Source organism: Candidatus Chlorohelix sp. (assembly GCF_037138995.1).
Taxonomy (GTDB): domain Bacteria; phylum Chloroflexota; class Chloroflexia; order Chloroheliales; family Chloroheliaceae; genus Chlorohelix.
The window spans coordinates 40,589-65,207 of record NZ_JBAXHI010000025.1 but is presented as its reverse complement, the minus strand read 5'-3'; the positions used below and the strand labels follow the sequence as shown (position 1 = coordinate 65,207).

The following is a 24,619-nucleotide window of genomic DNA, read 5'->3' as shown; positions in this document are numbered from 1 at the left end:
CACCATCTCTTCTTCTCTCGCTATCCCCTTCCGGTTTGCGCCACGGAGTTTGCTCACGTCTTTGCTCAAACGGACGACCTGCGCCGCGCTCCGGCGCACCATCTCTTCTTCTCTCGCTATCCCCTTCCGGTTTGCGCCACGGAGTTTGCTCGCGTCTTTGCTCTGGCATGCGAGTAGGAAAGCGTACTTGCGAAATAGGCTGAGAAGAGTTGCGATTGCTAGAACGAGAAGTTTGCCCAAACCCAGATTTCGGTTCCTCGATTCGTTCAACTCTTGGTTTTTTCTCGCCCGCCGCCAATTCGATTAAACCTGTTACCTCACCGGCAGTAAGACGGCGAGCTTTACCTAACATCAAATCTCCGAGTTTTAAGCTACCAAAGCTCACCCTAGTAAGTTGCAACACCGGATGCCCGATTGTTTCTGACATCAGCCTGATTTGGCGTTTTTTGCCCTCAGTCAGGACAAATTTAACCAGCGTATTAGAGCCTTCGCGACGAATAAAATCCACTTGTGCCGGGTGGGTTTTATACATAATATGCTCGCCTGTATCGTGGTCTTCTATGGGAATTTCCACGCCGCGTCTAAGAATCGCTAGTTCAGTCATACGCGGGAAACCTTCCAACAACGCCACATATTCTTTTTCCACATTATGGCGGGGGTGCATTAATGCGTTTGCAAAGGTGCCATCATTGGTCAGCAATAAAAGCCCTTCGGTATCAGCATCGAGCCTACCAATCGGAAAAAGACGCTGGTCTGATTTAACCAAATCCATAATGGTGGGGCGACCCTGTGGGTCGGTAACAGTGCTGAGATAACCAACGGGCTTATTCAAAGCTATATATATTTTTTGCGGGGCATTATCCGGTTTTATCGAAACCGCTAACCCATCAACTGTAACTTTATCAGTAGCAGGGTCAATTTTTATACCGAGTTTTTTAACAATCTTGCCATTTACCATTACCCTACCAGCAAGTATCATCTCCTCACATGTTCTGCGGCTGGCTATACCTGCTCTTGCCAACGCCTTCTGTAATCTTTCGCCATCATCATCAGATATTATTACCATCAATCTCCAACCTTTGCCAAATATTTTAATTACCATTAAATTATAACAGATAGGTGTGATATAATCGAACATGCTGCACTGAATCACTGAATAGCACCCATTTTTGAGGTTTGAGATGACCAAAACGGGTAAAGCATATGATGGTTTTAAAGTGCGCTATACCAACGCCAGCGAAGCTTCACTGGTAGCATTTCTTGATTCTGTAATTCGTAGGACAAGGGCGCTAACCGAAAGTGACTGGCAGAATTACCTCGAAGAAGTTCAAAAAAGAGGCGGGGTAGCGTTTATTATAGAAGAACACGGCAAAGCGGTGGGTTACGCCGTTACGCCACCTGTACCCGGTTTACCCAATTACAATAGCCTTACCGGTGGCATCTTGCCGGAATACAGGCGCAAAGGTTTTGGTACAGCCTTGCTCAAAGAAACTCTCCTCCAATTACATGCAAAAGCCGGCGAGACGCGCAGGGTGGTTGCCCGAATTGAACTCAACGACACGGTAATCAAATCCTTTCTGGTAAAATCCGGTTTTAGACTCCAGCATTGTGACATACACATGAAACTGGATAACTTAGACCAAATTCCGGTGATTGAGATTCCAGAGGGCTTTCGGCTTAAAGCTTTCAAGCGACATAAAGATGAAGCCTCCTTTATTGAATATCATCGCCTTGCCTTCCAAAATCAGCCTCGTTTCCAGCCGTATTCTTTGGAAGATGTGGCAGCAGAGCAAGGACCTGATTTTCAAGAGGAGGATGTGATTTTGCTCGAAAGCGAAGAGGGTTCTCCGGCTGGCTTCGTTTGGACTATAATAAAGGGAGATATTGTGCAAATTGAGCCACTAGGGGTCTCAGCGCAATGGCGGGGAAAAGGTCTGGGTAAGTGTCTGCTCAACATGGGTTTGCAACATGGACGAGCGCGAGGCGCTATCGGCGCGGAATTATGGACAGGCGAGGACAATAAGATTTCGATAAAGCTATATGAAAATGCCGGCTTCATTATAGCCGGGGGCTTTGCTATATATTACATAGACATCGGTTCCTGAAGAAACCTTGATAGGAGAGCAAGGGTTATGAACGAGCGCGAATCCACGCAACGCATTCTGGAAATGCATAAACGCAATCTAGCTATTCTAGAAGAACAATTGGCTGCTTTTGGTGAGCCATACGCGCCGCCCCATATCAAAATTCAGATACAGGACAAGAAAAAAATAATTGCAGAACTCGAATCCACATTCAACCCTAGCAACGCTTCAATTACCCTTGTTGATTCTAAGCATCCAGAAGAATATGCAAATACTACTAAAACGACACGTTCCAAAGTGTTCATCAGCTATAGCCCACGTGATTCGAGATGGCTGGAACGGCTGAAAACCCACCTTATGCCACAAGTGCGGGAAGGCAAATTGGAAGTCTGGGATGATACCAAAATCAAACCCGGCATGCGTTGGCGCGAGGAAATACAGAAAGCCCTAGATGAAGCGAAAGTCATTGTCATGCTTATCAGCGCCGATTTCCTTGCTTCCGACTTTTACAATGAAGAAACTCCGAGATTGTTAGCTGCTGCCGAAAAGGAAGGCGCGGTTATTTTGCCTTTGATTATCGGTTATTCAAGATTCACCGATACACCCCTATACCAGTTTCAAGCGATTAATTCACCTGAAAAACCTCTTTCGGGTCTCAGGTCGTCAGAACAAGATGAAGTGCTAGTGAACGCTGCCAGAGCAATAGACCAAGCCTTAAAAAGATAACCACCATTGCAGAGGTTTGATGGAAAATATCAACAATGATCCGCAAACACAATTGGTATTGCTAAATTCTCTACTGAAAGGGCAAGTAGAGTCCTTACTAACCCGCACGGATACGCTGATGCAGCGCAATAATGTGCTGGAAAATTACGTGTCCCTGCTGACCGAGTTTATCAATAATCAGCTTGGAATCAAGCCACCGGTTATTCCAATAGCTTTTCCCAACCGGCAGCCAGAAATTTTAATAATCTACAGCCAGAAGGACGATGGTCATTGGCTTGAGCGGCTGAAAACTCACCTCGATTCACTTAATCCCAAAGCTCAGATGAGGTATTGGGATGATGAAAAACCGAAGCTAATCCAGAATTGGCGCGGTACTCTGGCATTAGACCTTAAATCGGCAGACGCGATAATTCTATTATCCAGCCATAGTTTGATGTCCTCTGAATTAATGAAACCCACCGATGATACCACTACCGATACGCTGCCAGACTTTCTTAACGAGGCGCGAGGGAAAGGCATTCAGACCTTAACAGTTTTGCTTGACCCGGTTGTGCTTGAGGATGAGGGTTTGAATGAAACCTATCTGGTTAAACTTACCGCTAAGCCTCCCAAGCCGTTGAACAAATTCAGAACCAAAAACGAGCGGGAGGCTGAAGGTGAAAGAATCTTCGCCGAAACTGCCCGCCTTAGCCAACAATTGATTACTACCGGGAAGTTGCCAGAACAACCGCCTGCCAAACCCGCCAAGTCCTCCAGCCTTACCCAAGCCACCCGAACATCTATCTTTATTTCTTACTCGCACGCAGATAAATTATGGCGCGAACGAATTGAGATGTTCCTGAAACACCTTTCGCTTGAAAAAGAGGTGGAATGGTGGTCAGATGAAAAAATAGACGCGGGCGACTTATGGCGGGATGAAATAAAGCAGGCGCTGGCAAAAACCCGCGTGGCAATTATGCTAGTAAGCCAAGAGTTTCTTATCTCCAAATTCATCAATCAGGTCGAACTTCCCGATTTGTTAAATGCGGTGAAATCAGAAGGAGTTGCGTTGAAGTATTTCCTAATTAGCCCCTGTACGGTAAAATTAACAATACTCAGCGAATACCAGCGAGTAAACGATAAACATCTAATTGACATGAACGAATCGGAATGGCGGCAGTCCTTTAATGCGCTAGTTGATGAATTAAGGGCTATCTTCGGTGTTTTGTAATTAGCTACGATAGAGGTTTATTTTGGCATCGCCAATCCAGATAGGCGTACAAACCAAATTAGGGTGATAAATTGGGGGAACTATTACTTTGGGCAAGGCGCGATAAACTAATTGCCTTCTATCTGGCAGGGATAATGATAATGCTGACGCTGATTATAACCGTGCTGGTTATGCTTTTAGCCGAGCAAACTCGCCCTGTAACTTCTCGCCAATTACCCAACCCAACCTATTCGGTTGCCTTACCCACTGAAACTCCCTTCAGCAACCCGCTAACGATTATGCCCAATCAAGGGCGTGATAATGCGCCACCCCCACCTCCCGCCAAAATAGCAGCGCCTATAATTACAATTCGGTGATTTAATTAAGCGCGGTTCAAAGCTGAAAGGTTTTGCTCACAGGATTGCTTCAAGATACTTACCGGAAGGTCTTCAATCCTATCGTCCGAAGCATATTTTCCCAACGCTGAAAGGGCATGACGGTATTCACGAATGGCGGAAGCGGTTTGCCCTGCATTGCGATATATATCTCCAAGATACATATGTGCCGGAACAGACTCTATATTTATATAAATTACTTGCTGAAATTCAAAAATACTCTCCGTTAGATTTTCTTTGCGGTACATAATCAGCCCTAAAATCAGATGAGCCTCTTCACATAGGGGGTCTGCTAAAATAGCACTTCGGCATAATTCTTCTGCTTCCGTATAATTTGAAATTTTAGCCTTTAATCGCGCTAGGGCTATCAATGACTCTAAGTTCCCATTTGAATAATACACCGCTTTTTCCAAATAACGATCCGCTTCTGAAAACTCATGATTCGCCATCCTCGCCAAACCATCTTTCAAAAACGTCTGCCAGTTGCTACCCGCTTCAAAACGCGTTGATAAAGGTTGTTCGGGTTGCAAGGGAGTATTATCGGCGCTTAGTTGGAGTTTGGATGATTGCGTAACGTCGAGTTTTGCCATATCCAACGGCAACGGCAAAATAACATGCGGGATATGCTTTATAGACTGCCCCTCAACTTCTAGGGCTGTTGGTTTGCGATAATAGAAAGTGTCACAATTATTGATTAGTTTGAATTTATCGGAAATGTGCCAGAGTGTTTCACTATATCCTATGAAAAGATAACTATCCTCGTTCATAGCTCGATAAATATTATCAATAACCCGCCGAGTAATATCCTGAGTAAAATAAATAGTTACATTTTCGCATAGCACTAAATCAAAATTAGAAAACAGGTCAAGCGGATATATAGCGGAGGCAAGGTTGAAGTAATAAAAAGATACTGTCGCTCTAATTTCTGGTTTGATGAGATAACTGGCGCGACTATGCCCTGAAAACTGCCCCAATTCTAGGGGCGCAGTCGTAACTCGTTCATGGGTAGGCGCAAAAAAATATTTGTCAACAAAAGAGCGTTCTATCTGACTAATAGCATCTTTGCGATAACGCCCCTCTGCTGCAATATTCAGAGCTTTTCCATTAATATCGGAAGCAATTATTTTAACTTCCCAATTCTCTTTTGTGCCTTTTCGGTTCTGATACTGGGCAAGAGCTTCGGTAACAAGCATAGCCAATGAATAAGACTCCTGCCCGGTCGAGCAACCAGAACTCCATACCTTCAGTTTTTTCTCACTTGCCCGGCTTTCAATAAGGTCGGGCAAAACTTTTTCACTTATAGCCCTAAAATGTTCCTTATTCCTAAAAAATTTCGTCTCGTTTACCGTAAGCAATTCAACCAAACTATGCGATTCCTGAGTAGCGGAATTAAGCGCATGCTTATAGGCGCCGAACGTTCGAGCCTCGCTATCAATAGGAAAAGAGTAACTCGCCTCGGCGGAGGCAATAAGCTCAATATAAGCAGTAATGTTCGCAGACTTGGTTTTCTTAATCCTCTCTTTTACTGCATTCTTGAGAGTAGAGAATTTGGAAGAATCAAAATACAACCCAAACTTGCGCTGAAGTATTGAGGAAAGCCGGTTAAAATCATCTAGGCTAAATTCATCGCCAGTAAAGCTAGAATCGGTCATAGATTCGTTCTCCGTAGTAATTGCCTACTGAGAACAGTTAAGCGTGGGGCAATAGACTCAAGCGGTAAAACTTCGCGCACTGCACCAGCCGCGAAAGCAGCTTTCGGCATCCCGTAGATTAGGGAGGTTGCCTCGTCCTGTGCTAATGTGTAAGCACCCGCCGCGTGCATAGAGGAAAGACCTTTTGCGCCATCACCGCCCATTCCGGTCAATATTACGCCAATCCCTCGGTTGCCATAATTTTCTGCAACCGACTGCATCAGTATATCAGCGTTTGGACACAATACTACCTTTCCAGCCGCGTTAAGGGAAACTCGCCTACCTTGTGTAACCTTAATATTATAACGGTCAGGGGAAAACAAAACCACGCCCGATTCTAGTAATTCACCATCCTTAGCAACCCGCACTTCAAGCGCAACCTCACGGTTTAGCCATTCCACTAATTCACGAGTAAATCCTTCTGAAATATGTTGAACCACAATAAATGGAATAGGTAAATCAGGCGAAAGCGCTGCCAGTATTTTCAGCAGAGCGGTAGGACCGCCGGTACTACTCGCCATAGCGACAATTTGGTATTGGTAATCTTCATGAACAGGAGCTTTATTCAAACGAAAGTTATTTTTAATTGGCTCAGCGTTAGCTATCACATAGTCAGGCTTGGTTTCCGCAATTTCAGATCGAGGTTTTAACGGGGAAGTTTTGGTATAAGTTTTTATTCCTGCCAATAGCCGAACTTTAGTAACCAGTTCTTTCTTTTGGTGCGCCCACATATTCCACGCGCTCATTGTGGGTTTTTCAATGACATCCAGCGCACCAGCCGCTATCATACGCAAAGATAATTGCACATCTTCTTTAAGATTGGTAGAAGTAACCACCAAAATGGGGGTCGGGTTGGTCTCCATAATCCGCGCGACCGTCTGAAAGCCATCCATTATAGGCATCCAGACATCCATTGTAATAAGATCGGGTTTCAAGCGTGGAAGTAGCTCAAGCGCTTCCCGACCATTAGCAGCCCGCCCGGCAACCTTAATATGCCGATCACTCTCCAAAGCCTGAATAAGTATTTCAGCTACCATGTCGGAATCTTCAACTACAAGAACTCTAATTGTATTCATCAGGAAGCCGAGGAGTAATTGCTAAAAACGCTAAGTTAATTGGCGAGCTTTCCATCTTCTTCTTCAAGCCCACGCAAGCGAAAAACCAGCTTAACGCGGTAGGGTAAATCCAAAAGGTCAAATTCCTTCACCAAATAATCGTCCGCGCCTACTCTGAAACCCGCCAGCTTCTCTTTGATATTGCCCCGTGAACTGAGCATAACGATAGGCAAAGATTGAGTTTCTGACTTTTCACGAAGACGGCGGCACACCTCAAAACCATCTATACCCGGCATATAAACGTCCAGAATCATTAGATCGGGTATATCGGAGCCAACTTTATCAAGGGCTTCTTCACCGCTGAAAGCCAGTTGCACTTCATAGTTATTTGCCTCTAGCTTAGTTTTAACCGCTTCCGCTACCAGAGTGCTGTCATCCACTACCAGTATTTTTCGTTTTGGCATCAATAATCTCCTAAGATAATGAGACACGCACAAATATATATAATTATAGCAAAATTTTAACAGTCTAATCGGTCAAATATTCGATTGTATTAAGCAAACTATTTTGATTAAAATCACTTTTTGTAATATACGCCTGAGCGCCAACGGCAATACCCTTACGTTTTTGTTCCTCATTATTTAGTGAGGATACAATTATAACAGGTAAATGACGAAGTTTAGAATTTGATTTTATGTTGGTAGTTAGCTCAAATCCATTCATATGTGGCATTTCAATATCAGATATTACAAGATCATAGCGATTATCAACCAATAGAACCTCAAGAGCGCGAGTACCATCATCGGCAATATCTACCAAATAGCCATTCGCCTCAAGAATGCTTTTTTCCAATTCGCGGGTGGTAATGCTATCATCCACCACCAGAATACGCTTCTGGCGCGGTTTTTCCTCTTTTAATTTCAAACTGCTGCGGGTAGTTGTTATTTTTACTCGAGCGGTTGAAACCAGATTGGGTACATCCAGAATCATTACAACCCTACCGTCACCTAGAATAGTCGCACTACTGACATGCGGAACTTTTAACAGCCTTCCCAGACTCTTTATTACGATTTCAACTTCATCTTCAAGAGAATCGACCAGTAAGCAGAAATAGCGTTCGCTGGAACCAACCACAACGGCGGGCATCCGCTCAAAATTAAAACGCGCCGGATTACGTCTTTCACTTTCCATATTCATCATCAGGATACGGGTACTCGCGGTAGGGTCAGCCAAGGTCAACCCGATTTGCGCTTCAGCAATAGCGCCTTTCGGACTCGAATCGCCTGAGTTATAGCTACCCCTAACCGCCAAACCTTTTCCGGCAGTTTCATTCCGGTTTCGTTGCATAGCAGTTTGTTGCCATTGGAAAACAGGATGTTTGGCGTTAGGAAATTCCCCTAGCAATTCGCTCAACCGTATAATCGGCACCAGTATATTCCGATGCAGCACTACATCTCGTCCTACTCTAGTTAGAATATCTTTTGGCGCAAGATACAACATTGAATCGATGTTAGGGGCAGGAATAGCATAAACCTGAGAATCAATCTTAACCAGCAGAGCGCGACTGGTGGCAATTGTTAAAGGCACTTTCAGGGTAAAGGTTGTGCCTTTTGTTTCTTCGCTTAGTATGGAAACCTGACCGCCCAACCGTTCCACATTCTTCTTAACTACATCCATCCCTACACCACGCCCGCTGACATCGGTAATTATGGCGCTGGTGCTAAAACCGGGTTCGTAAATTATCGCAATCAGTTCTTCTTTGGACATGTTGAGCGCACGGCTTTCCGACATCAAGCCCTTCATTATGACACGTTCTCTAATTCTATCGAGATTTATACCGCTGCCATCATCCGAGATTCTGATAGCTACAAAGCTTCCTTCCTGCGCCGCTTCCATAGTCAAGTGACCTTCTTCCGGTTTCCCAACCGCAAGTCGTTGTAATGGGAATTCTATCCCATGATCTAGCGCGTTACTGAGCAAATGCAATAGCGGGTCGCGAATATCCTCCAGCACCTTCTTGTCAACTTCAATTTCACCGCCCATTACGGTTAGTGTAGGATTGCCGCGCCCCAGAGAACGCGCCAAATTACGCACAAAGGGGCGAAATTCCTCAAATAAAGCGCCAATTGGCAATATACGAATACTCAGTACATTGCGTTCCAGTTCATCTACAGTATTTTGTAGATGGTTGGCATGCTCCTCGTAAACTCTAAAAGTGGAGCGCAAAAGCCCTTCTATAAGATTATCAATTTCCTTAACATCGAGCAGTTCTTCACGTAATTCAAAAAGAGTTGCAATCTCGGAAAAGACGCGGTTATTTGTAATAAGCGCACGTGATAAGGGACCAGAACGTTGCTTGCGCCTTAACAATTCCATAATATGCCGCAATTTATCCAGCACCGACATTGCTTCCATTTTACTCAGCACAAATTCGCTGGAAATATTCATCAGGTCATCCAGTTTGTTGACATGTACCGATAGGGTTTGCGCTTCTAATCGGTTTGCCGGAGGGGATGAAATTTTCTGGACAAAACCAGTTGAAGGCACTTCTGTTTCTAGCTCACTCGTAGTACCGAGCAGGCTATGTAATTTTTGAGCTAATTCGCCGGTATCCTCATCAGAAGGCATATTGCTCACCGCATGCTCGATATATTCCAGTCCCTCAAAAATAGTATCGAGCATATTAGGCTGTAGCTCCAAACCATTATCGCGAGCAGCAGCAAAAATTTCTTCAAGTTCATAGGCTACCTTCTTGATGCTATGATAGCCAAGCATCGCGGCGTTGCCTTTCACAGTATGCGCTAACCGGAATAGCTCTTGCAAAATCGCGCTATTGCCGGGCGAACGTTCCATTTCAACCAGCAACTGGCTGATTTTTAGGAGTTGTGCATGCGCTTCTTCGGAGAATCTTTGATTGTGCGATTGAACATGAGTAGCAGCTAAGGGAACTTGCAAAAGCTTTTTCAGTTTATCGGTTATTAAAGTTGTATCGGGTAAAGTAGAGCCGGAAGTAACCGAAGCGTTCACACAACTCTGCAATATATCCAACGCTTCAAACAGCAGGTCGGTTGTTTCGGGGCGCATAGCTAATTTGCCATCGCGCATTTCGCTGAAAATAGTTTCCATTTCATGCGCTAAATTACTAACCGGAATAATATTCAGCATTCTAGCGTTACCTTTAAGCGTGTGCGCCGCTCTGAAAATGGAATTAATCAATTCCAAGTTCTGCGAATCTCGCTCAAGGTCAACCAACTGCTGGCTTATTTGTAGAAGTTGCTTATCAGCTTCTTCTTTGAACTTTGGTAGAAATTTATCCCTTTCCAATTTCATCTACTTCCCTTATCAATTCTGCTATCAGAGCAAGGAATTTTTGCCTCTCCAATTCTGAAAAAAGGTCGGGTCTTTTTAAAACTTTGTTCAGGCTATTTTCCAGTCGCTCGGCTTTACTGGCAATTTCTTGCAGCCCCACCATTGCCGCCGAACCCTTAATAGTATGACTCAAGCGAAATAATTCCCGCAATTCAGGGTTGAGAGCCATAAGCTGTTCAGTATTTTCGATAGGTTGGGGAGAGATATTGGGCTGAACTTGGCGCAAGCCCTTTTCAAGCAGTTGCAAATGCGCCGCTGCTTCTTGCTTGAAACGAAGCACCCATTTCAAACTTGTTGGCGGTAAATTCATAGCATTCTGCCTGAATAAATAATATCTTTAAGGGTAGCCAGATTAATCAAAGCTACCGGACGACGGGTATCATGGGCAACTTTATTTCTATCCACATTAGCGCCATCCAATTTCGGTTTGCCAAACGCAATAGCCTTATTCTCGATTGAGCTTATCAAGTTAACCGGCTGTAATATTCCAGCATCTAGCAATGGTGCATCTTTCAAGTGCAGAAACTCATGTTCCACCAGTACCATTCCCATCAAAATTCCTTTGAGAGCAGGAGCTACCCAATGTGGTAGAGTATGAATATCGGACAGACGGAAGTTTTGAATTGTAAGCAAATCATCCAGCGCAATACCGAAGGGTTGTAAAATCGTACCGCCTGCTCTGGTTGTGCCGCTAACTAGGACACGAGAACGGTTAAGCGTGTCCAACTGTGGTAATTTTAACAGGCGAGCTAATTCCAACACGGGTAATCTACTATCCTGATATGCTACTTCAGCCCAAAAAACTTCTTCATTGGGTTGTGGTGAACGCAACACCTGAATATCGGAAACAATAATGTTATAAATCTGGCTCATCAGCAACGCCACGGGTTGATTTCCGGCATAACCAAGCATTAGAGAAACCTGCTTGAGCGTAGTTGATTTGCCAGATAGGGCAGCGCCATTTAGCAATAACTCATTTAGCCCTTTGGAAAAAGAAGGAAATTCAGAAGGCAAACTTACCAACTCATTTCGTTAGATTACGCCTAATCTTCATCGGCTACAATTCTTAATATTGCTTCTATATTTAAAACCCCAAGCAATTTACCGTCAAGACTGATTTCAGCATTAATATAGTTGCTGATACCAGAACTGCTCTCTACCTGTTTGTTCAATCCACTTTGGCGTACATGCTTAACTTCGGTAGTCGAGTCAACCAGCACCCCGAATGGGTCGCTTTCATGATTGATTATTACTATGCGACTGGCACGAGTTGGCAGTGAAGGAATCAATTCAAACATTTTGTGCAAATCAATCAAGGGATATATTGCGCTCCGATAATTGACTACTCCCAATATGTATGTTGATGCGCCCGGAACTTGTGTTACTTCCAGCATCCGCGATACCACTTTGATATGCTCTAGCAGTATTCCAAACCATTCATCGCCAAGGTAAAAAGTTAGCAGAGTCACATCCGGTTCAGGGGAGATTTGCCCTGCACGCTCATTGATGCGTTTCTCTAACTCAAGGGCAAGGAGTTCTGCTTCAGTAAATTCTTCACTTTGCATGCTCACTTTAATTATACCCCTTCCGGTTTGAGTGAAGAAGTATCCAATTTATCATGATAAGAAATTTCCTCATCTTCTGATTCCAAACCGGGTATATTGACATTTGTTGATGAGATGCCGCCGCTACCCGTTTCAGCAAGTCGTATTTTGAATTGGCTAGTAAGTTGCTTCATAGCTTTAGCTACTTCATCTAGAGAGGCTGCCAGTTTGCTATTCTGAACCGCAGAGGCAGCCGCATCCTCAATTACTAGGGCTATTTGCCGCATGCTTGCCACTACTTGTTCGCTGGCGCTACGTTGTTGCTGAGTTGCCAAAGAAATAGCATTGGATAATTGGGCTGTTCGGTCAATTTGCTGAATTATATTCTCATTAGCATCGCCGGAACGATGCGCCAACGCCACACCGTATTCCGCCTGTTTCATACCCTGTTCCGTGGACATAACGCTGGCAGCAGTAGCGTATTGGATTTCGGTTAGCGCTTCTTGAACCTCCCGGGTAGCGGCACGGCTGCGTTCTGCCAGTTTTTTAACTTCAGCCGCTACTACCGCAAAGCGTTTACCGCTTTCTCCCGCTGCGGCGCTTTCGATGGCAGCATTTAGAGCCAGCAAATGGGTTTGGTCGGCAATTCCGGTAATCTGCTCAATTATATGACCTACACGCTGTGAACGCTCATTCAGTGCTAGAATTTTCTCAGCAATATCCTGCACTTTCAGTTTTAGCTGATTTATACTGTTAATGCTTTCCTTTAAAGTAGTCTGACCTTCGCCCGCATCTACCAAAGCTTCTTCAGCCGCTTTCACCACCAGTGAGGCTGATTCGGCAATCTCTCCGGCAGTATGATTTAGCTCCTCGATTGTCAGGGTAACTTTCAGCACCGCTTCAGCTTGTTCATTGCTGGAAGTTGATGAAAAGCGACTGGCAGACGCAATCATTGCTGAAGATGCGCTAATCTGGATGGATTTTTCCTGTAATTGGCTATAGGATTCGGCAAGACGCTGGATTGTGTCATTGTAGGTTTTGCCCAAATCTCCAAATTCATCCCGATTGATGATTTCCAGTGAAGTAACCAAGTCACCTTCTGCTAAACCCTTGAGACGCTCTTTAAGAGTCAGAACAGGACGTGTAAATAAATAGCTGAAACCTGTACCAAGTCCCAATGCCAGCGTTATGGCTAAAAGACTAGCAAATAATAAAACCCACAAGGCGGTTTCCTTGTATAGGCTGGCTTGCCTGACTATCTCGGTATTTCGCACCTGAACATTGGCTTGAATTTTCGTTACCGCATCATGAAATTCAGATATTTTTGTGGTTACGTTGTTTAGTTCTATATCTGTCTGAGTCCATAGATTACGAGCCAATTCAAGTTGATTAGTTACGCTCAATTCTATAACCCGATCTAAATCCGTCATAAGAGTCTGCAAATCGCTAAGCACGCCACGCGCTATTTGTCGAAACTCTGAGGATTGCAAATCCTTCAAGGAAAAGTTGTCTAACAAAGCCTGAATCTGCTGGATGGTTGCATCAATCTGAACTCGTTGCCCTTTATAATCCACCACATAGCCATTAAGAAGAGAAATAACTATAGAAGATTGAGCAGAATTGGTTAATCTTAGCTCATTAGTACGGTTGATTGTATTTATGTCAACTCTTATACGACTAAGTTGACTCCCTAAATTATCAGTATAATGTATCAGATCATGTGCATTACTGAATTCAATTTGTGAAGAATAGACCTGATTCAAATTATCTATCAGGTTTACTCTCACAGAAATTCCGAAGATAGCAATGATAATAATACAAAGGCTGGTAACAAAAAAACCGCTGAGCAATTTAAAAAAAATGTTGGCTTTCCACAATTCAAGCCAGCGCAACAACTTGTTCATTTGCTCTGGTTACATGCCTTTCCAAGTCAGATTTATGCAGTAGGTAACGAAGATAAAACTTGGCAAATATAGTACGATTTTTACAAGATATATTGTAATCTTTGTAAAAATAATACTACCATAAAAAGGGGAATTTGACAGTAGTAATTCTCAAGATTTAAACCAGCAGAGCGAGTCCCCTTTCTGCCAGTTTAAGGGCAAAAGAAACAGAGGAAGCCAGTTCTTCAAGCTCGGTCAGGCTCAGAGAGTCTATATTTATTTGAACCAGCCGGTCACGCGCATCTTTGGCTTTAGAATAAAATTCGCTGGCGCGTACCGGAACTGCCTGTTTTTCATTTATAGTTACCCGCAGGCTGATAACAGCTTGCTGCAACTGCTGAACCAGACTCCGCGAGTTAGCCTGTAGCTCTTTAAACCGGTTAGCCTCTTGAACAGCACGCTGTAACCCATCTTCCAGCAAATTTAGGGCTTCTACCGAAAGCCGATAGCAAGTGAGGTCTTGGGGAGGGTTTGCTTTAGTAGCTCTACGCGCTTCACCTATGCGTTGAATCGCATCAAATAAATAGGTGTTAGGGTCAATTTTGATAACAGGGGTAAGACTGTCAAGTTCGTTTTTTACTTCCTGTAACCGGCTAAGAGCTTTTTGCAGCGTTTGTTCAGCTTCCCCGGCAGCCTTTTCAAATTCTTTTCCCGCCAGTTTGATACTATCGAGTTTGGTCATAGCCGAATCAAGCATGGAATCGGCACGTTGGCACAAATCCAGCGCCTCATGAAAAACCGAACGCTGGTTAGACTGACGAGCCGCAATAATAAGCTGAGTCGCTGCCGATGCTTCTCGCTCTGAGGTTAGCAAAGCTGCGCTGGTTTCGGGGTATTTTTCGGCGTGTGCTAACCCCATTTGTTCCACTACTGAACGAGCGTTCGCCAGCGCCGAATCAACGTTCAGTCGTTTCTTTTCCACATTATCAAGGCTTTGGTCAACATTCTGGCGGGAACGATCCAGTTTCTTTTTTAGGTCGGTGGCTCGCTGTAATTGCTGGCGCATTTCGGCAGCTTTCGCTTCAATACGCAAAGCAGGTTGCACCAGCATATAAGCTTCTTGCTCAGTTATACGTTCTCCGACACTGGAAACGGTCATCTGTGCCACTTCTTTGAAAAGGTCGTCCAGCATAAGCTGACCGCGCTCCACCAGTTTTTTCAGGCTATCCAGTTCGGAAGGGCGGTAATAGGGCGCGTCTAGTTCTGTGCTTATCCGAATTTCCGCCAATGCCGAATCAAGGTCGGTTACTTGCGCTGCCGCCAGATTGCGCCGCCTAGAAACGGCTTCCGCCCTATCCTGTGCTTCCTTTTTACCTCCACCCGGAAACATAAATTAAGCTATTGCGATTTGAATATTATAGCGAGTACCGATTTTAATCACATCTCCATTCTTGAGTAGCACCGGCTCACCCGGTGGCATATCCGCATCATTTAGAAGGGTACCGTTTGAGCTTTCTAAATCCTGTGCGTAAAATTGTTCATCTCCAGCCTCTCGCCAAATAGAAAGATGGCGGCGAGAACTAGCAGAATCATCCAGCGCTACATCCGGGAAAATTCGAGTTTTTATATCCTGCCGTCCTAATAACAACTCACGACCTATGTAAATAACAGTTGCCACGCCATAGGGACCAGAAATTGTGAGAGTTAAATTTCCGGCGGCTTTGGCAGGCGCAGCTACCTCCTGTACAGCTACGGCGGCAAAACCCGAAGCAGGTTGAACCGCAACCGCTACAGGGGTTGGTTCGGCAGCCTCTACGGCAGGCAGCGGCGCACCGCTCACAAGCATTTTCTCAAAATCATCCGCGCTAATATCTGGTTGTGCGTTATTTTTCACGGCAGAAGCTGGTTGCGGGGCTACTACCGGAGCAACTTGAACCGAACTGGCGGGTATGGCGTGTTGTTTGGTTAAATCATAACCGCAATTGAAGCAAAAAACATCGCCGATGGTAAATGGCGCTTTACAATTGGGACAAATCAGAATATCTGAAACCGGAGTAGGAGCAGGTATAGCGACTGAGGCGGCAATTACTCCGCTTGCCGGTACGCTCACCGGAAGTTGTACGCCACAATTCTCGCAAAATTCCACGTCATCAGGGTTTTCACGGCTGCATTGCTGGCATTTTACGCTCATTTTTCCCCCCTTAGTAACTTATACATTCCTGTCAGATTTTTACTTCAAGCGACTGGTTTTGCCACTATTAACCGCTACACTCTTGAGGTCAACGGCGCTGGCAGCTTTGTTCAACCGTGCCGTACCATTCGGCTCATTGGTAACGATTTTCTTGAGCATTTGGGTCATATTTTCGTTGCCAGTTTGCTCACTCAATTGCAAAGCCCGACCCAGTAATTGGGTGGCACGCTCGTTGTCACCCTGCGCCAACGCTTTATGACCTTCTTCAACAATGTTGCTAAGCTCGCTCTGATTGGTGTAATGCGCTACATGCCGCTCGATTTTAGAGGATTCTACCGGGTCATCTGTCCATTGGGCGAATATCCAGCCTTTTTTATCGGTTTTCTCCTCAATATCACCCTGTCCGGCTACGTAATACAACAAACTTGGACGCGCCATCAAAAATTGCTGACCCGGTGTGTAAGTGGGTATAGTTAAATCTACTACATAATCCCGCTTTTCATCGCGCCCAAACGAACCAAGTTTAAACTCGGTAATCCTGGGGCTATCAGGGTTTGGAGTGCCTGTCAAAGGCAAAATACTGGGATAAACCTGTTGCACCGATTTAATGGTTACGCCCACAGGTGTCCAAAGATTTAACCGCACGTTGGTAGCGGTAATTTTTTGCATCTCGGAAAAGGCAAAACCAAAAGCTCCGGCAATCTGGTCTGGAGATGGGATTATATCGGCGCTGCCCTTTGTCTCATTGGCAATATATTTTAGCTCGTCTTCATCCCAATCCACTCCCATACCCCACGCGCTAACCTCAATATCGGCTTCTTTAACCCGTTGTACCGCTTTATCAAGGATATTGCGCTTCTCTCCCTCGTTTTTGCCATCCGTCAGAAACAGGATTTTACGGGCGCGTCCCTGTGCGGAAGACATTTCGCGGGCAACCGCCGCCAACCCAGTGGACATGCAAGTGCCGCCATTGCTATAAACATTGCGAATAGCAGCAATAGCGCGAGCTTTACTTTCGGGGGTTGCCGAAGTAGGCGGGACAATTACATTAGCCGTTTCATTAAAAGTAACTACCATAAAAGCGGTGCTAGGGTCAGCCGATTGAATTATGCGAATGGCAGCATCTTTAGCTGCCTCAATCTTCTGCCCTTCCATTGAGCCGCTGCGATCAATAATTATACTCAGCGCAAGCGGCATAGAGCCTGTTTTGACCAACCCGCTATCTTCAAGGCTAAGTGACACCACTGCCTGCATAGTAGAAGCGCCAGTACGCAAATATGGGTTCTGGTAAGCCGAAACGTCGAACATCGGAGACTCCTCATCGGTGTTAGTTCGAAAATGGCATGATAGCGCTTAGCTATCTTTAATTATACGCAATAAGACACCAAATAGTCACAACTCGTTTCAAAATACGCTTAACCAATTTTAAGCTTTAAATCAGCCGCCACGGTGCAACCTTGAACTTGGCTCGCACTATCGTTTCTCGGTTAAGAGCTTGCGGGACACGATGCAAATACGCCCGGTAATTTTCCTCTGCCAATTTGCCCAACACTCGGCGCGATGGCGTAGGGGGCGGGGTTTGCGATAAAGGTTGGTGCGGTAAGGAAAATTGAGAGGGCAATTTGTTTTCAGTCGCTAACTCAGCAGCGCGACGGTAAAAATCTGCCATAACTAGCAAAAAGTCAGGAGTATCCACCCCCAACTGGCTGAGTCGTCTCAACGATTCGGAAGCAACAGCCAAATCTTCAGGACCGCTTTGCGGTTTGCGATAAAGAAGAACACGGCAGATTTGTAAACGTGCCTCGATATACCATGAAGAATTTTCATTTACCCGTTCGAGAATACGTGCCGCATCGTCAAATCGGTGTTGTTTCAGTGTCGCTTCGCACGCTCCGAAAATAGCATCGGTGTTGTCCAAATCGGTAGTCATCACCAGATTATAACTGTCGAGAGCGGCGGAAATATCGCCCATCGCGAGTTGAACCCGCGCAAGCGCCAGTTGGGGGGGCAGTTCACCGGGTAGATGCTTTGCCACTTCCATATAAGTCTGGCAAGCAGCCGGATAATTCTCCTGCACCTCCAGCAAACGCCCGCTAAGCCAAATCGCTTTCCAATTAAAGCCTGTTTTTCCGTACACCACATCCAGTTGGGTTTTGGCTTCTCCATACTTCTTTTGTTCGATGGAAACTTCTGCCAAACGCAAATGGGCATCCACGCTGTCACGGTTGCGCCCTACCGCCTCGTTATAAATCCGCTCTGCCGATTGCAAATCTCCGCGCATCATTGCCATATCGCCCTGACGCAAGAAATCAATAGCAATGTCGCTTTCATCCAATAGGGTATAACCTTCCGCATCCAACCGATTGGTCTGGTAGAGCGAACCAGACGCAAATAACTTACTACGTACTGGAACGCCGGGTTTGCCCCCTTCCAGAATCCGAAGCAACCCATTTAGCTGGTCATTGAGTTCATCGGCGCTCTGGAAACGACGCGCCGGTTCAGGATGCGTACCACGATACAAGAGGTAGTACAAAGAAGGTAGGGATTTATACACCGGGAAAGCATCTATTGGAGGCATACCATACTGTGGTTTGTTCAAATCCATCCATGTAACCATCCACGCCAGCGAACGGCAAATGGTGTACAGGTCGGTTTGGGGAGAGGGATGATCTACCGCTTCGGGGGCGTAAAATCCGGTTGTACCATAAACCGCTTCAGGGTCTAGCTCGTATTTAATTACCGTACCTAGGTCAATCAGCTTAACGGTTTGGGAACCATCCTTGAGCGTTTCGACTATCACATTCTGAGGCTTGAAGTCACAATAAATCAAACCTAATTTGTGCAAATACGAAAAGGCAGACAGAATCTCAATAATATAGCGAACCGCTGTAGCCGGGTCAAAGGGGCGGTTTTGCTGCTCCATAATCTGATAGAGAGTACGCCCATTCACAAATTCCATCACGATGTAGCCTTCGGTGCCGATGTTAAAAAAATCGTAGATGGAAACTATTCCGTGATGCTTGACAGCAGCGAGAAACTCACGCTCTTTGATACTAGCAGCTACTAGGTCGGGGTCATCACTGTGTAACAGAGCCTTGATAACTACCTGTCGCTTCAGGATGGTATCATCCGCCAGAAAGACCGCGCCCATACCGCCTTTACCGACCATGCGTGTGACGCGATATTTGCCGTTTTCACCCAACATCATACCTTCGCGCAGTTCGGTGCGAGGCGCTTCCTGTGTGGTAAGATGCGGAGAATTGGTTGAAAGCTTGCTGCTGGTTATCAAGCCCGCACCCACAAAGTTAAAACCGCACTTGCGACAGAAGCGGTCGGCTTCCTGCAATGGGGCGGAACAACTGGGGCATTTGGTTATCGGTCTGGAGACACGACCAGAAGGCGGACGCGCAGAGCCGGTTGTGCCTGATACAGCTTTTTGTGCTACGGGAGCTTGCCCGCCGCTTGCAGAATTGACCACTCCATTTTTGGAGAGTTGCGCCCCACAATTTTCACAAAAATCGTCTCCGGGATTGGGCATTTTCCCGCAGTTTTTGCACTGTAATCCAGCAGCAGAAACCACAGCCGGAATAGCAGCCTTATTTGAAGGCGGAATCATAGGGCTACCCGCCATTACATTAAGAACAACTCCGCAATTGTCGCAAAAATCATCTTTCGGCGAAACTTTAACACCGCAGTTAGGGCAGTTCATGACCCATCCTTATTAACTGTAAATAGCTTCTACTATGATAACACTAACGTTGTCCTGCCCGCCATTCTGACAAGCTGTTTGGATAAGATGCTCGACAGTTTGGGGCAAATCTTTTTCATTGCCCAAAATCTTCTCAATCGCAGGGTCTCTAACCATTTCCCATAACCCATCCGAACACAAGAGTAGTTTATCGCCCGTATAAAGGGTGCGGTCATAGGTATCAACTACAATAATTTCTTCCGGCGAGCCAAGCGCATGTAAAACCACATTACGGCGAGGGTCGGTATAAACTTCATCGCGAGTAAGTAGCCCCTGCTGCACTAGGTCTTCAACCAACGATTGGTCACGAGAAACTCGCGCAAGCCGCATTAATTCAGAGGCAGGCGTGGAAGAAGCAGAACCGGGTTTAGCCAATTTCTGGGTTTTGGCGCTGGCAGAAATTGGAGAGAGGCGTTGTGTAGGCGCGTCTGCGGTTGTTTCCGGTTTGAGCCGCCACAGGTAAGTACGGCTATCACCCACATTAGCCACCACCACCAAATTATCCACCACACAACAAAGCGTTGCGGTAGTACCGGAGTCATAATTGTGGGTAGCATTATACTGGCGGATACGCAAATGCGCCTCTATCATGCTTCGATGTAGCACCTCACTAATTTTTTCCTTGCTCACAGCCTGACCATCTAGCCATGGAAAAAGTAGCTCGGATATTACAATGGAAGAAACCGTTTGGATTGCACTTTTACTGGCAACCTCGCCGGCTGCTTGACCACCCATCCCATCTGCTACCATGTAAAAACCAAAGCTTTCCGGGTGAGCTTCGTACATACGGCGAGTTTCCAACATAAAGATGCTATCCTCGTCAGCATTGCCGCGGCGAGCAATACCCTCGTTGGTGTTGCCGGCGCTATGCAACCTCCAACCCAACCTAACGCCGCTACCTTCCAGCATCTTTACGGTTGGTTGTGGATATAATAAAGTCTCTGACAAAGTAGCCTGTTCAATTTCCGGTAGCCCAGTTTTAACCTTTAACGCGCCGCAGCTTTCGCAATATTCATCGGCAGTCCGATTCTCAGTTTTGCACTGGGGACATAACCAACTTTCAAGCATGGCAACCCTCTCCTGTGCAACGGGCGGCGGTATTAAATCGGCGAAAGAACCAAGAGTGAGCGGTTCTGACGGTGTATCGGGCGATTCCAACGCTGCAAGTTGCTCAGGAGCTTCTAACTGATTAGAAGGAGCAATCGGCATTTCTCTCAACATTAAATTTGGCGCTCTGGGTCCTACTAGAGATTGCCCACAGGTAGCGCAATATGCATCATCTTCATTAACAGCACCTTTGCAGGTAGGACAGATCAATGCCATATTTATTCTCTCTTGCCACTTTAATAAGTATCAGAATTAAGCCACTTTGCTGTTCTGGGAATCTTTCAGCTTGTCAGTATTAGCCTTTTTAGATAATTCTTGCATCGAATCGGAGGGCTTCTCATCTAATTCTAAGTGAGTTTCCAACGGCTCGACTTTCAAACGGGCAATTCGCAGATTGTCCATTTCCTCCACCCGGAGGTTATATTGCCCTAATGAAATTTCATCGCCAATACCAGCGGTACGACCCAGTTCACCAAACACAAAACCGGCGATGGTTTCGTAATCGGTTTCTTCAAATTCTACTCCGAAGCGTTCTGCAAAATCGGGCAACGCCATAAGCCCATCCACCGAACTAGAACCATCGGACAATAATTCTACTTCCAAACGCGCCCCTTCCTCGCGGGTATCGAACTCGTCCTGCACCTCGCCAACGATTTCTTCCATAATATCTTCCATCGTGACAATACCCGCAGTGCCGCCATATTCGTCAATAACTACGATTAAATGAGCCTGCTTAGATTGCATCTGAGTTAACAAATCTTCGACCAGCACTGTTTCCGGCACTTTTAAAACCGGGCGCATAACATTCAACAGGTTAAAAGGTGCAGCCAACATCCGGTTACGTAAAAGCGGGAAAAGGTCTTTAACGTGGATTACGCCAATAATATTATCAAGAGTTTTATCATAAACCGGGAAACGAGTATATCTCTCGTCAGCAGCCATTTCTACTAGCTGTTCGAGTGTGCTATCTTTAGAGACACCGACAATCTCGGTGCGCGGCATCATTATCTGATTGACCGTTTTGTCACCGAAATCAAACACGCGCCTTAGTAATTTTTCTTCCTGCCGATCCAACACCCCCGCTTCTCGACTTTGAGTTACGAGCATTTCCAGTTCCTCTACTGAGTGTACCGAGGCGTGTTCGTTAGAAAGCGACAAGCCCAGTAACCGCACCACCATACTGGCAACCCCGTTCATGAAAATAATAAACGGTCTGAAGACTAAAGCAAAAATATAAAGCGGTCTGGATACAAACAAAGCCACGTTTTCCGCTCGTTGCAGGGCAATGGATTTAGGCACAAGCTCGCCAAGCACGATGTGAAAACAGGTGATTAGAGCAAAACCAATCGCAATTGCTACACTATGTGCAACCGGCTCTGCTGCCTCTCCTGCAATCCCGATAAAGAGAGGTTCGAGCAAATGTGCCAGTACCGGTTCGCCAACCCAGCCTAGGGCGAGACTTGCCAGCGTAATACCAAGTTGAGTTGCTGCAATGTAATTGTCAAGCCGATTCAATTCGGATTGAACTAATAGAGCGGAACGTTTTCCTTCTGCCACAAGCTGGTCAATGCGAGTAGAACGCACCTTTACAAGTGCAAACTCTCCCGCTACGAAAAAGCCGTTAGCGCTGACCAGCAATACAATCGCCAACAGCCCGAATATGGAACCAGTATCCAAGTTATTAAACACTCCACAAGGTTAGCTACAAGACAAGAGTTGATGAATTTGTAGCACACCGCTATTATTAAAAAAGTTCTTTTTATTATACAGGATTTACGCTTTTTTTAGTAAAAAGTTTGAGCGAACTGCACTTTTTTTGAATCTAAAATATCATACCCGCAGTTTGTCGATAAGTATTACCGAACCTGATTAATTTTCACTAAGAACCGTTCTGAAAGCACAGGAGAAATAATTAGCAAATTTACGTGGTAGAACGAGCGGGGCTATGAATTTCGAAAAGTCACAGCATCCCCGCCCATTACAGGTTGGAGCTACAGAATATAGCGGCTTAAATCCTCATCTTCTACTAGGTCGCCCACCTGCTGCTGTACGTATTCGCGATTGACCACAAAGCAGTCGCCCTTCCGCTCGGCGGCGCAGAAAGAAATTTCTTCCAGAACTCTTTCCATTACAGTATGTAAACGACGCGCCCCTATATCTTCGTTGCGCCGATTGACCTCGCTGGCAACGTAAGCAATCTCATCAAGACCGTCATCTTCAAATGTGAGGTTAACGCCTTCAGTAGCCAGCAATTCAATATACTGATGGGTTAGCGAATTATGAGGCTTAACTAATATTTCCTTGAGGTCTTCTTTATCGAGGCTATCCAGTTCAACCCTGAGCGGGAAACGACCCTGCAACTCTGGAATCAAATCGGAAGGTTTGGCGTTATGGAACGCCCCTGCCGCGATAAAAAGAATGTGATCGCTCCTTACCGAACCGTAACGAGTCATTACGGTTGAGCCTTCAACGATTGGCAGCAAATCGCGCTGCACCCCCTCACCCGAAACATCCGGACCGGTTTCGTTGCCATTTCCTACAATCTTATCAATTTCGTCCAAAAATACCACGCCCATTTGCTCAGAACGGCGCAAGGCTTCATCTACGACCTCATCGAAATCTATCAGCTTGTGGGCTTCTTCGTTAATCAGCACTCGCCGCGCATCTTTAACAGAAAGGCGACGAGTGCGGCGGCGGTTAAGCGACCCAAGACTCTCCATAAAATCAGGAAAGCTATCTCCATGCTCATCAGTACCCATGCTGGCTACAAATTCGATTATTCCGCCAAAGCTCCCGTCATGGTCAAGGTCAATTTCAATGGTTTGCTCTTCCAATTTCTTTTGGTTTAGCATGTTAGCAACATGGCGGCGGCGGCGTTTCAGGCGGCGCTTTTCTTCAGGTGAAAGCTCCGGCTCATCTTTTTTATCGTCACCTTCGACAAGCTCAATTTGCTTTTCCAGTTCGGCGGGCTTCTTACGATCTTTATCCTTGTAATAAAGTTGCAGCACTAGATAGTTTACCAGTTTCTCGTTGGCAGCAACTTCAGCTTTTTCGTTTACTTCCTTGAGCTTTTCCTCGCGCACCATCTGAATACTGGCTTCCAGCAAGTCACGAATTATTGACTCAACATCGCGCCCCACATAACCCACTTCGGTAAATTTGGTCGCTTCTACTTTGATAAAGGGCGCATCAATAATTTTCGCCACCCGGCGGGCGATTTCGGTTTTGCCTACCCCCGTGGGACCAATCATCATAATATTTTTAGGAGCTATTTCCTCACGCAATTCCTCGCTCAGACGCAAACGGCGATAGCGATTGCGTAAGGCAATAGCAACAGCACGTTTGGCTTTGTCCTGACCCACAATAAATCTATCCAGTTCTGCCACAATCTGTGGTGGAGTTAGATCGGCAAGGGGAGTTATGCTAGTAGTTAATTCGGGAGGACGATAAACGCTCTCCGGGTTTTGTGTGTTCTTCAATATATCGTTCAAGTAAAAAGTAACCTCATCTTATCCAATATTCAGGTTTATCAAAAAAACCTGTTTAGTACATAATTATAACATATGCCAAGAGTATGGCACTTCCTTATACAATAAATTACAAAGCGAGATAAATGCCATTGGAATCATCAATCTGC

20 protein-coding genes are annotated in these 24,619 nt (G+C 45.6%); 4 read left to right on the top strand and 16 right to left on the bottom strand.

Annotated elements, in window-relative coordinates; all coding sequences use genetic code 11:
* Positions 1–1,066: pseudouridine synthase (locus WCK19_RS12275; protein WP_342397676.1), on the bottom strand; the 1,066-nt coding region annotated here is incomplete at its 3' end.
* A gap of 115 nt (positions 1,067–1,181) precedes the next feature.
* Here WCK19_RS12275 and WCK19_RS12270 point away from each other — a divergent pair.
* The 4 genes from WCK19_RS12270 to WCK19_RS12255 all read left to right on the top strand — a co-directional run bounded on the left by WCK19_RS12270 (position 1,182) and on the right by WCK19_RS12255 (position 4,376).
* The gene (locus WCK19_RS12270) at positions 1,182–2,105 is read left to right on the top strand and encodes a GNAT family N-acetyltransferase (protein WP_342397675.1); all 924 of its coding nucleotides are present in this window, start codon (positions 1,182–1,184) and stop codon (positions 2,103–2,105) included.
* Positions 2,106–2,132: 27 nt separating this feature from the next.
* Positions 2,133–2,810 carry a toll/interleukin-1 receptor domain-containing protein gene (locus WCK19_RS12265; RefSeq protein ID WP_342397674.1) on the top strand — a complete coding sequence of 226 codons (678 nt, stop codon included), beginning with the start codon at positions 2,133–2,135 and terminating at the stop codon, positions 2,808–2,810.
* Between the two features lie 19 nt (positions 2,811–2,829).
* Entirely contained in the window at positions 2,830–4,020 is a 1,191-nt protein-coding gene (locus WCK19_RS12260) for a toll/interleukin-1 receptor domain-containing protein (protein WP_342397673.1), read from the top strand.
* 71 nt (positions 4,021–4,091) lie between these two features.
* Positions 4,092–4,376, top strand: a complete 285-nt coding sequence (locus WCK19_RS12255; RefSeq protein ID WP_342397672.1) for a hypothetical protein — start codon at positions 4,092–4,094, stop codon at positions 4,374–4,376.
* 5 nt (positions 4,377–4,381) lie between these two features.
* On the opposite strand, the gene WCK19_RS12250 is transcribed toward WCK19_RS12255, so the two are convergent.
* From WCK19_RS12250 to hslU, 15 genes are all read right to left on the bottom strand, one after another.
* Complete coding sequence (locus WCK19_RS12250) at positions 4,382–6,046, bottom strand: CheR family methyltransferase (RefSeq protein ID WP_342397671.1); 1,665 nt, start codon at positions 6,044–6,046, stop codon at positions 4,382–4,384.
* Entirely contained in the window at positions 6,043–7,161 is a 1,119-nt protein-coding gene (cheB, locus tag WCK19_RS12245) for a chemotaxis-specific protein-glutamate methyltransferase CheB (protein WP_342397670.1), read from the bottom strand. The genes WCK19_RS12250 and cheB overlap by 4 nt, the downstream gene beginning before the upstream one ends.
* Before the next feature lie 35 nt (positions 7,162–7,196).
* Positions 7,197–7,604: a response regulator gene (locus WCK19_RS12240; RefSeq protein WP_342397669.1), complete on the bottom strand. Its 408-nt coding sequence runs from the start codon at positions 7,602–7,604 to the stop codon at positions 7,197–7,199.
* 64 nt (positions 7,605–7,668) lie between these two features.
* Entirely contained in the window at positions 7,669–10,470 is a 2,802-nt protein-coding gene (locus tag WCK19_RS12235) for a hybrid sensor histidine kinase/response regulator (RefSeq protein WP_342397668.1), read from the bottom strand.
* The gene (locus WCK19_RS12230; RefSeq protein ID WP_342397667.1) at positions 10,451–10,819 is read right to left on the bottom strand and encodes an Hpt domain-containing protein; all 369 of its coding nucleotides are present in this window, start codon (positions 10,817–10,819) and stop codon (positions 10,451–10,453) included. Before WCK19_RS12230 ends, WCK19_RS12235 begins: the two co-directional genes overlap by 20 nt.
* Positions 10,816–11,523, bottom strand: coding sequence for a hypothetical protein (locus WCK19_RS12225; protein WP_342397666.1), 708 nt, complete (start codon positions 11,521–11,523; stop codon positions 10,816–10,818). Before WCK19_RS12225 ends, WCK19_RS12230 begins: the two co-directional genes overlap by 4 nt.
* Positions 11,524–11,552: 29 nt before the next feature.
* Positions 11,553–12,074 carry a chemotaxis protein CheW gene (locus WCK19_RS12220; protein WP_342397677.1) on the bottom strand — a complete coding sequence of 174 codons (522 nt, stop codon included), beginning with the start codon at positions 12,072–12,074 and terminating at the stop codon, positions 11,553–11,555.
* 11 nt (positions 12,075–12,085) lie between these two features.
* Positions 12,086–13,957: a methyl-accepting chemotaxis protein gene (locus WCK19_RS12215; RefSeq protein ID WP_342397665.1), complete on the bottom strand. Its 1,872-nt coding sequence runs from the start codon at positions 13,955–13,957 to the stop codon at positions 12,086–12,088.
* Positions 13,958–14,114: 157 nt separating this feature from the next.
* Entirely contained in the window at positions 14,115–15,326 is a 1,212-nt protein-coding gene (locus WCK19_RS12210) for a hypothetical protein (protein WP_342397664.1), read from the bottom strand.
* A gap of 3 nt (positions 15,327–15,329) precedes the next feature.
* On the bottom strand, positions 15,330–16,127 hold the full coding sequence (locus WCK19_RS12205) for an FHA domain-containing protein (RefSeq protein WP_342397663.1): 798 nt from the start codon (positions 16,125–16,127) through the stop codon (positions 15,330–15,332).
* A gap of 39 nt (positions 16,128–16,166) precedes the next feature.
* Entirely contained in the window at positions 16,167–17,435 is a 1,269-nt protein-coding gene (locus tag WCK19_RS12200) for a VWA domain-containing protein (RefSeq protein WP_342397662.1), read from the bottom strand.
* Between the two features lie 124 nt (positions 17,436–17,559).
* Complete coding sequence (locus WCK19_RS12195; RefSeq protein ID WP_342397661.1) at positions 17,560–19,836, bottom strand: tetratricopeptide repeat protein; 2,277 nt, start codon at positions 19,834–19,836, stop codon at positions 17,560–17,562.
* A gap of 12 nt (positions 19,837–19,848) precedes the next feature.
* Positions 19,849–21,198, bottom strand: a complete 1,350-nt coding sequence (locus WCK19_RS12190) for a protein phosphatase 2C domain-containing protein (RefSeq protein WP_342397660.1) — start codon at positions 21,196–21,198, stop codon at positions 19,849–19,851.
* 36 nt (positions 21,199–21,234) lie between these two features.
* Positions 21,235–22,659 (bottom strand): hemolysin family protein, encoded by a 1,425-nt coding sequence (locus tag WCK19_RS12185; protein ID WP_342397659.1) that lies wholly within the window; start codon positions 22,657–22,659, stop codon positions 21,235–21,237.
* 314 nt (positions 22,660–22,973) lie between these two features.
* Entirely contained in the window at positions 22,974–24,473 is a 1,500-nt protein-coding gene (hslU, locus tag WCK19_RS12180) for an ATP-dependent protease ATPase subunit HslU (protein ID WP_342397658.1), read from the bottom strand.
* Between the last annotated feature and the right edge of the window lie 146 nt (positions 24,474–24,619).

Excerpts from the sequence above, each read along its gene's own strand:
- WCK19_RS12270 (WP_342397675.1), top strand. The coding sequence starts at position 1,182 with ATGACCAAAACGGGTAAAGCATATGATGGTTTTAAAGTGCGCTATACC.
- WCK19_RS12265 (WP_342397674.1), top strand. The coding sequence starts at position 2,133 with ATGAACGAGCGCGAATCCACGCAACGCATTCTGGAAATGCATAAACGC.
- WCK19_RS12260 (WP_342397673.1), top strand. The coding sequence starts at position 2,830 with ATGGAAAATATCAACAATGATCCGCAAACACAATTGGTATTGCTAAAT.
- WCK19_RS12250 (WP_342397671.1), bottom strand. The coding sequence starts at position 6,046 with ATGACCGATTCTAGCTTTACTGGCGATGAATTTAGCCTAGATGATTTT.
- cheB (WP_342397670.1), bottom strand. The coding sequence starts at position 7,161 with ATGAATACAATTAGAGTTCTTGTAGTTGAAGATTCCGACATGGTAGCT.
- WCK19_RS12240 (WP_342397669.1), bottom strand. The coding sequence starts at position 7,604 with ATGCCAAAACGAAAAATACTGGTAGTGGATGACAGCACTCTGGTAGCG.
- WCK19_RS12235 (WP_342397668.1), bottom strand. The coding sequence starts at position 10,470 with ATGAAATTGGAAAGGGATAAATTTCTACCAAAGTTCAAAGAAGAAGCT.
- WCK19_RS12230 (WP_342397667.1), bottom strand. The coding sequence starts at position 10,819 with ATGAATTTACCGCCAACAAGTTTGAAATGGGTGCTTCGTTTCAAGCAA.
- WCK19_RS12220 (WP_342397677.1), bottom strand. The coding sequence starts at position 12,074 with ATGCAAAGTGAAGAATTTACTGAAGCAGAACTCCTTGCCCTTGAGTTA.
- WCK19_RS12215 (WP_342397665.1), bottom strand. The coding sequence starts at position 13,957 with ATGAACAAGTTGTTGCGCTGGCTTGAATTGTGGAAAGCCAACATTTTT.
- WCK19_RS12210 (WP_342397664.1), bottom strand. The coding sequence starts at position 15,326 with ATGTTTCCGGGTGGAGGTAAAAAGGAAGCACAGGATAGGGCGGAAGCC.
- WCK19_RS12205 (WP_342397663.1), bottom strand. The coding sequence starts at position 16,127 with ATGAGCGTAAAATGCCAGCAATGCAGCCGTGAAAACCCTGATGACGTG.
- WCK19_RS12200 (WP_342397662.1), bottom strand. The coding sequence starts at position 17,435 with ATGTTCGACGTTTCGGCTTACCAGAACCCATATTTGCGTACTGGCGCT.
- WCK19_RS12195 (WP_342397661.1), bottom strand. The coding sequence starts at position 19,836 with ATGAACTGCCCTAACTGCGGTGTTAAAGTTTCGCCGAAAGATGATTTT.
- WCK19_RS12190 (WP_342397660.1), bottom strand. The coding sequence starts at position 21,198 with ATGGCATTGATCTGTCCTACCTGCAAAGGTGCTGTTAATGAAGATGAT.